General features: G+C 46.2%; 4 protein-coding genes. All 4 read left to right on the top strand.

All coding sequences use genetic code 11. From position 1 onward, the window contains the following. Positions 1 to 147: 147 nt before the first annotated feature. The gene (gene mtnA / locus JF818_RS06910; protein WP_198891300.1) at positions 148 to 1,212 is read left to right on the top strand and encodes an S-methyl-5-thioribose-1-phosphate isomerase; all 1,065 of its coding nucleotides are present in this window, start codon (positions 148 to 150) and stop codon (positions 1,210 to 1,212) included. A 72-nt stretch (positions 1,213 to 1,284) separates the two neighbouring features. Then, entirely contained in the window at positions 1,285 to 2,406 is a 1,122-nt protein-coding gene (locus tag JF818_RS06905) for a BMP family protein (protein WP_198891299.1), read from the top strand. A 66-nt stretch (positions 2,407 to 2,472) separates the two neighbouring features. Beyond that, positions 2,473 to 4,011 (top strand): ABC transporter ATP-binding protein, encoded by a 1,539-nt coding sequence (locus tag JF818_RS06900; RefSeq protein WP_198891298.1) that lies wholly within the window; start codon positions 2,473 to 2,475, stop codon positions 4,009 to 4,011. After that, a partial coding sequence (locus JF818_RS06895; protein WP_198891297.1) for an ABC transporter permease occupies positions 3,995 to 5,041 on the top strand: 1,047 nt, incomplete at its 3' end. The genes JF818_RS06900 and JF818_RS06895, both read left to right, overlap by 17 nt.

Here is a 5,041-nt window from a genome sequence, read left to right as displayed (position 1 = left end):
CCGTTCAATCCAGCCTTGATGGTGAGGGACAAGTGTCTGTTCACCGTCGAGGAGGTCATAGGGGCTTGACTTGACAGCTCCTATAGTAAAACAAACAAAGGTTAGCAGTTTCCTAACTTTACTGTTGACTTTTTATAGGAGAATTACATGCCTACCACTATCCCTGTTTACTTGCAACATGACCCGATCAAGCTCATATTGCTTGACCAGACAAAACTTCCCATTGCCGAGGAGTTCCTCTATCTTGATACGCGACAATCCATATTGGAGGCTATCAAGAAACTGAGGGTCAGGGGAGCTCCTGCCATTGGCATCGCTGCTGCGTATGGCATCTATGTATGTCTGTCACAGAAAGAGTACCAAAGCCTTGCTGATATGGAACAGGACATGAAGGAGCTTACTGAGTATTTTGCTTCCAGTCGTCCAACTGCAGTTAACCTGTTCTGGGCATTGGACCGTATGAACAAGACCTTCACTGAATATCGTAACAAGCCAGATGCCAGCCAAGCGGAAATACTTGCTTCATTATTACAGGAGAGTCAAAGCATTTTTGATGAAGACCAGGAAATGGGCAAGGCAATAGGAATGCATGGACTGTCCCTCTTTGACAAGAAAAGACAGTGGGGGGTGATGACCCACTGTAATGCTGGAGGATTGGCCACCAGTGGATATGGAACCGCCCTAGCCCCACTCTACCTTGGTCATGAACAAGGGTATCAATTCAAGGTGTATTCAAATGAGACAAGACCGTTGTTGCAAGGAAGCAGACTTACTGCCTATGAACTTACAAAAGGTGGCCTTGATGTCACTGTTCTTTGTGATAATATGGTATCATTGGTGATGAAGGAAAAGAAAATTGATGCAGTAATTGTTGGTGCTGATCGAATAGCCGCTAATGGGGATACAGCAAACAAGATAGGCACCAGTGGTGTTGCGATACTTGCACGCTATTACCACATTCCTTTTTATGTGGCGGCTCCAAGTTCAACGTTTGATGTCTCAACAGAGACAGGCAGAGATATTGTAATCGAGTTGCGTGACGGAGATGAGGTGGTTAATGGTTTTGGAAAACGTACAGGACCAAAAGAAGCACAGGTGTACAACCCTGCATTTGATGTTACTGATGCTTCTCTTATTACCGCTATTATTACAGAGAAAGGTATCATTGAGTCCCCAAATGCAGAGAAGATCAGAAGTCATCTCAGCAAGTAAACAAATGCAACGTTAAGTGAGATTACTCATCATGGAAAATGATGGATATCACAAAATAGATAGGAGATAGAAATGAAGAAATTTGTTGGTTTTATCGCAATGGTTCTTATTGCTGGTTTGTTGTTTGCAGCAGGCTCAGCAGAAGCGACTTCACAGGAAGCCGGACTGAACATCGCCATTATTACTACCCCAAGCGGTGTCGATGATGGGTCATTCAATCAGGACAACTACAACGGTATCCTGGCATTCATCGATGAGAATCCTGAAGCACAAGTAACAGCTATTCGTGAACCTAGCGGAGATGTTGCCGCAGCTCTGAAGACTGCAGCTGATGTCGTAGCTGAGTATGATGTGCTGGTATGCACTGGATTCCAGTTTGCAGGTATTGGTGAGTTGGCAAAGGAAAATCCCGAAACCAAGTTCATTCTGGTAGATACCTACCCCACCGATGCTGTAGGAAACACTGTTGAGCTTCCCAATGTATATGCAATGACCTTTGCAGAACAGGAAAGTGGATTCTTTGCTGGCGTTGCAGCTGCCCTTGAAACCAAGACAAACAAGGTAGCTGTAGTCAATGGCGTTGCCTATCCTTCAAACGTCAACTACCAGTATGGCTTCGAGAGTGGTGTCATCTATGCTAACAAGAAACTCGGAACCAATGCTGAACTCGTTGAACTGGCCTCCCAGGCAGGTACCGATGTTACCGGTGCTAATGTAGGTGGTAACTATGTCGGTTCTTTCGCAGATGAGGCAACAGGCAAGGTAATCGGACAGCAGCTGCTTGGACAGGGTGTAGACATTGTTTTTGTTGCAGCCGGAGCGAGCGGAAACGGTGTATTTACTGCAGCAAAAGAGAGTGATGGCAAGCTACACGTCATCGGATGCGATGTTGACCAGTGGGATGACGGCAAGGTCGGAAACGACAACATCATCCTTACCAGTGTATTGAAGGTCATGAGCCTGAATGTACATCGTGCACTTTCCAGTATTCAGGACGGTACTTTCGTGGGCGCCAATGTACTGCTGAAAGCTGATACCGACTCAACTGGATTTGTGAAGGAAAATGGTCGTCACCAGCTCTCAGCTTCTACTATCGAAAAACTTGATGAGGCCTATAAGCTAGTTCAGGATGGAACACTTGTTCCTGCCTCCAACTTTGGTGGATTCACCCCTGAGGGATTCAAGGTAAACTAATTTTGTTTGTATTCGGTACTGGTATCGCTTGATACCAGTACCTCTATTTGTAGGGAGCAACAAGACGTGGACACGGTGGTAGAATTTAGACACATTACCAAACGATTTCCCGGGATCATTGCAAACAATGATATCTCTCTTTCCATCAGGAAAGGGGAAATATTGGCAATTCTCGGTGAGAATGGTGCTGGCAAGTCGACATTGATGAGCATGCTCTTCGGTATGCAGACACCTGATGAAGGGGAAATCCTGATCAGGGGCAAGAAAGAGCATATCTCCAGTCCACTTGTTGCGAATGACTTGAACATCGGCATGGTACACCAGCACTTTATGTTGGTGGAAAATCAGAGCATCACAGAAAACATCATCATGGGAATAGAACCAAAGAAACGATATCTTGGACTATTTCCGTATGTAGACGTGCAGTCTTCCAATGAGAAGGTTCGTGAACTGTCGAAGCACTACCGATTGGAAGTAAATCCAGAAGACATCATCGAGGATCTTCCCGTATCGACACGACAACGTGTTGAGATACTCAAGATGCTCTATAGAAATGCAGAAATTCTTATTTTTGATGAACCAAGTGCTGTTTTAACCCCACAGGAGATTGAATCCTTGTTGGGCATCATCAAGAATCTACGGGAGAGCGGAAAAACCATCATTCTTATTACCCATAAATTGGATGAAATCAAGAAGATTGCTGACCGATGTGCCATTCTCTGTAAAGGAAAACTGGTGGGGGTACTTGATGTGCCATCTACCACCACGCAGGAAATGAGTGCCTTGATGGTTGGAAGAGATGTTTCCCTTACCCTTACCTCTACTGAGCATACCCAAGGAGCAGAAGTACTCCGTGTTGAAGACCTTACTGTTGAGACAAATGACCATATTCGAAAAGTTGACAAGGTCAGTTTTTCTCTCCATAGCGGTGAAGTGCTTGCTATTGCAGGGGTTGCAGGCAATGGACAGGTTGAGATTGCGGACGCCATTGCTGGGCTCCTTCCTGTTAAAGAAGGTTCCATTTTCCTTGATGGACAGGAAATTACCACTCATACCGTTCGCCAGCGCATTGAGGCAGGAGTTGCCTACATACCTGAAGATAGGCACTCTGTAGGTCTGGTACTTGATTTTCCTCTCCGTGAAAACCTCTGCCTGAAGCAGTATTACCAAGAACCGTACAGCAACTCCCGTGGAGTATTGCAACAACAACAGATGGATGCTCTCGCTACTGAGCTTATCTCAGCTTTTGATATCAGAAGTGGTTCAGGTGCTGCCACGCTGGCTCGAAGCATGAGTGGGGGAAATCAGCAAAAGGCCATTATTGCTCGTGAGATCAATTTACAGGCAAACGTATTGATGTTTGTGCAGCCTACCCGTGGCTTGGATGTGGGAGCAATCGAGACAATCCATAAGAAAATTGATGAACTCAGGGCACAGGGAAAGGCAATTCTGCTCATCTCCTTGGAGCTGGATGAGATCATGGAGCTTGCTGACACAATCCTCGTCCTCTACAACGGGCGGACGCAGACGATCAAGTCAGCATCAACAATGACCAAGCTTGAGGTTGGGGAGTATATGATGGGGGTGCATGTTGAAAAAGCCTAATCTTATCAAACGAGTATTTGTTTACTGTTGCGGCCCAGGAAAGCACCAACTACTCAGGGTGAGTCTGTTCTGTATCTTTCTCAGCCTCCTTGCTGGAACGGTGCTGCTGTTGCTTCTTGGGAAAAATCCTCTCGAAGCGTATCGGAGCATCCTCCAAGGTGCCGGTATTCTTCCCAAGGCACGATATGCTGGAAAAAAGAGTCAGCTTACTGACTTCATGAGTTTGCTTAATTACACGACTCCCATGATTTTCGCCGCACTTTCTGTTGCGGTCGCCCTAAAGAGTGGAATCTTCAATATTTGTGTTTCCGGTATCATGGTATTCTCTGGATTCTTGGCGACCGTCTTGGTGGGATACTCTTCCCTTGCTCCCATGATTGCCAAGCCATTGGTTATCCTGATCGGGATTGTGGCCGGTGGGCTGATCGGGGTTTTGATCGGGTATCTCAGACACCGCTTCAACATGAACGAGGTGGTTGTGGCGATTATGCTCAACTACATTATCAGTTATGTAGTCAGTTTCTTTATCCAAACCAAGTTTGTTGACCCAATTACCCGGCAGTCAGTAGAGGTTGGACAGAATGCGAGGTTAACCCTCTTTGACCACCCTATCATGAATTTAAAGATGGAGATCAATCTTGTTTTCCCGCTAGCCCTGATTACGGTTTTTTCAATCCGTTATTTCATAAACCGTACCCGTTTCGGGTTTGAGCTGAAGGCAGTAGGACTGAACAGCAAGGCCAGTAACTATGCAGGTATCAATGTTGGGAAAACCATGGTAACTACCATGTTGATCAGTGGAGCCCTTGCAGGCTTGGCTGGGGTTTCCTACTACCTGGGTAGCAATGCCTCGATCCAGCCCAGGGTACTCCCTTCCCTAGGGTTCGACTCCATCGCCGTCGCTCTCCTAGGCAATACAACCGCCATTGGAAGCTTCTTTGCTTCCCTGCTGGTCATGGTATTCGATTCAGGTACGACCTACATGTCTTCAAGAATGCAGGTTCTTCGAGAGATTGCTGCGCTTATCACC

It is taken from the genome of Sphaerochaeta sp. S2 (genome assembly GCF_016406725.1).
Lineage (GTDB): Bacteria > Spirochaetota > Spirochaetia > Sphaerochaetales > Sphaerochaetaceae > Sphaerochaeta.
Note: the sequence above shows the minus strand (reverse complement) of the source record. Positions and strands in the feature narration are given on the sequence as shown.

Excerpts from the sequence above, each read along its gene's own strand:
- mtnA (WP_198891300.1), top strand. The coding sequence starts at position 148 with ATGCCTACCACTATCCCTGTTTACTTGCAACATGACCCGATCAAGCTC.
- JF818_RS06905 (WP_198891299.1), top strand. The coding sequence starts at position 1,285 with ATGAAGAAATTTGTTGGTTTTATCGCAATGGTTCTTATTGCTGGTTTG.